The 2,901-nt window shown below is 66.7% G+C and carries 3 protein-coding genes; 1 reads left to right on the forward strand and 2 read right to left on the reverse strand.

The window, feature by feature from the left end; all coding sequences use genetic code 11:
• Positions 1-171 precede the first annotated feature (171 nt).
• Entirely contained in the window at positions 172-1,230 is a 1,059-nt protein-coding gene (locus tag EOA28_RS31280; protein WP_128315637.1) for an ornithine cyclodeaminase, read from the reverse strand.
• Between the two features lie 2 nt (positions 1,231-1,232).
• Positions 1,233-2,165, reverse strand: coding sequence for an arginase (gene rocF, locus EOA28_RS31285; protein ID WP_127250448.1), 933 nt, complete (start codon positions 2,163-2,165; stop codon positions 1,233-1,235).
• Positions 2,166-2,295: 130 nt separating this feature from the next.
• Between rocF and EOA28_RS31290 the strand changes: the two genes are divergently transcribed.
• On the forward strand, positions 2,296-2,736 hold the full coding sequence (locus EOA28_RS31290) for an Lrp/AsnC family transcriptional regulator (RefSeq protein WP_095820631.1): 441 nt from the start codon (positions 2,296-2,298) through the stop codon (positions 2,734-2,736).
• Positions 2,737-2,901 lie beyond the last annotated feature (165 nt).

Below are 2,901 nucleotides of genomic sequence, written 5' to 3' on the forward strand. Positions count from 1 at the left end.
GCACGTTATCTCCCCCCTTGAGGGGGAGATGTCGCCGAAGGCGACAGAGGGGGTCGCCGCGCGTGAAGCGCCAACCTCCATCTGTGGAATCAAGCCGAGCCCAGTCGGACCGACCCCCTCTGGCCTGCCGGCCATCTCCCCCTCAAGGGGGGAGATTACGCGCTCGTTCCCTCACGCCGCCGGCTGCATGGCGGCCCTCTCCAGCATGCCGAACAGGTCGCGCGGCTCGTCGGGGTCGGCGAGCAGGTCGAGTTCCTCATAGAGGCCGGTGGCCTGGAGCTGGTCGCGGACATAGCGCAGCGCCGAAAAATCCTCGGTGGCGAAGCCGACGGAATCGAACAGCGTGATCTGCTCGGGCGCCTTGCGGCCCTTTGCCTGGCCGGTCATCACCTGCCACAGCTCGGTCACCGGATGGTCGGCGTCGAGCTGCTGGATCTCGCCTTCGATGCGGGTCTGCGATGGGAACTCGACGAAGATGTCGGAGCGCAAAAGGATGTCGCGGTGCAGTTCCGTCTTGCCGGGGCAGTCCCCGCCGACGGCGTTGATGTGGACGCCGGAGCCGACCATGTTGTCGGTGAGGATGGTTGCATACTGCTTGTCGGCGGTCACCGTGGTGATGATGTCGACACCTTCCACCGCGTCCTGCCCGGTCGCGCAGATGGTGATGTCAAAACCCTTGGCCGCCAGGTTGCGGGCGCATTTTTCGGAAGCCTGGCGGTCGATGTCGTAGAGCCGCAGCCGGTCAATGCCGAGCAGTGCCTTGAAGGCGATGGCCTGGAACTCGGACTGGGCGCCGTTGCCGATGATGGCCATGGCGCGCGACCCCTTGGGCGCCAGGTATTTTGCCGCTACGGCGGAAGTGGCGGCGGTGCGCAGCGCCGTCAGGATGGTCATCTCGGTGAGCAGCATCGGATAGCCAGAGCCGACATCGGCGAGCACGCCGAAGGCGGTGACGGTCTGGCGGCCCTCGCGCATGTTCTTCGGATGGCCGTTGACATATTTGAAGCCGTACATCTTGCCGTCGCTGGTCGGCATAAGCTCGATGACGCCGTCATGGCTGTGCGAGGCGATGCGCGGCGTCTTGTCGAACAGCTCCCAGCGGCGGAAATCCTCCTCGATATAGGCGGCGAGCTCGGTGAGGAAACGCTCGACGCCGATGGCGAGCACCAGCTTCATCATGCGGTCGACGCTGACGAAGGGAACGATGGCGAGGCGCGAAGGCTGGGTCATGATCAGAGGCTCCCGGAATGGCTGCGGGTCGGGCGGTCCATGATGCGGCGGCCCATCAGGCTGGCGGTGAGGTCGACCATCAGGGTCGCGGTGCGGCCGCGCTCGTCGAGGAACGGGTTCAATTCGACCAGGTCGAGGCTGGAGACAAGGCAGCTGTCGGACAGCATCTCCATCACCAGATGCGCCTCGCGAAAAGTGGCGCCGCCGGGAACGGTGGTGCCGACGGCCGGCGCGATCGACGGGTCGAGGAAGTCCACGTCGAGGCTGACATGCAAGAGCCCGTTCTCCTTCTCGACGCGCGCGAGGAAAGCGCGCAGCAAGGGTGCGATGCCGTGCTCGTCGATGGCGCGCATGTCATGCACGGTGACGCCGGCTTCAGCGAGCGCGCGGCGCTCGGCCGGGTCGACGCTGCGCAGGCCGATGGCGCAGATGCGGGCCGGGTCGACCGCCTGCGGCAGATCCGGGAAATAGCCCTGAAAACCGGACTGGCCGCTGGCATAGGCGAGCGGCACGCCGTGCAGATTGCCGCTGGTGGTGGTGTCGAGCGTGTGGAAATCGGGATGCGCGTCGAGCCACAGCACGAAGAGCGGCCGGCCGCGTTTGGCGGCGCGGCGCGCCACGCCGGACACCGTGCCGGCGGAGATCGAATGGTCGCCGCCGAGGAAGATCGGCACGGCTTCCCTGGAAGCGGCGTAGGCGGTCTCGGCGATCGCCGCGGTCCAGGCGGAGATCTCCGGCAGGGCCTTGAGCGCGAGGTTGCCGTGCACCACCGGGCGCGCCACCGCCTTCTCGACCGCGCCCCAGTCCTCGACCTCATGGCCAAGCTCCGAAAGCACCGAGACGAGACCTGCCGTGCGCAGCGCGCTCGGCCCCATCTCGCATCCCATCCTGCCCGCGCCGTCCTGCACCGGCGCGCCGACGATCCTGCAGCGCATGATTTTTCAGCCCCTACGATTGATTGGCTGATTGGATCATCAGGCGCTGGCGGTTTGAACAGGCGAAATTGGCATTTCGAGAAGAATGATCTATCATTTTGTGCATCCAATTTGACCAAGATGAGCAATCATGGACGCGCTCGACGAAAGACTGGTCACGCTTCTTCGGCATGATGCGAGGCGCAGTGTGTCCGACCTCGCGGTCGATCTCGGCGTCTCGCGCGCCACGGTCAGGGCGCGGATGGAGCGGCTGGAAAAGTCCGGCGAGATCATCGGCTACACGGTGGTGCTGCGCGCCGACGCGGTCGATCAGAGGATACGCGGCGTGATGATGATCGAGATCGAGGGCCATGCCGCCGACCGCGTCATCCGGGCGCTCGGTGGCCTGCCCGAGGTTTCGACCATCCACACCACCAACGGCCGCTGGGACCTCGTGGTGGAGCTCGGCACCGCCTCGCTCACCGATTTCGACGCCGTGCTGCGCCGGATAAGGCTGATCCCCGGGATCACGGGCAGTGAGACCAGCCTGCTGCTGGCGACGCCGCGGACGACAAGGGCGCGGCTGGCATAACCGGTCCGTGAGTCTCGGGACGGTCGGCGGTCCGCGGGCGTTATCTCCGCCTTGGCATCGTGGGAACGCGACGGCCCCGGTGTGAGGCCCGGCAGGGCTCGATCACACCGGCGGCCGCATGCGGGGGGGGGGAGCGCTCGGGTCGTCAGCCGTTCGGATAGTAGC

This window comes from Mesorhizobium sp. M2A.F.Ca.ET.067.02.1.1 (genome assembly GCF_004023285.1).
GTDB lineage: Bacteria > Pseudomonadota > Alphaproteobacteria > Rhizobiales > Rhizobiaceae > Mesorhizobium.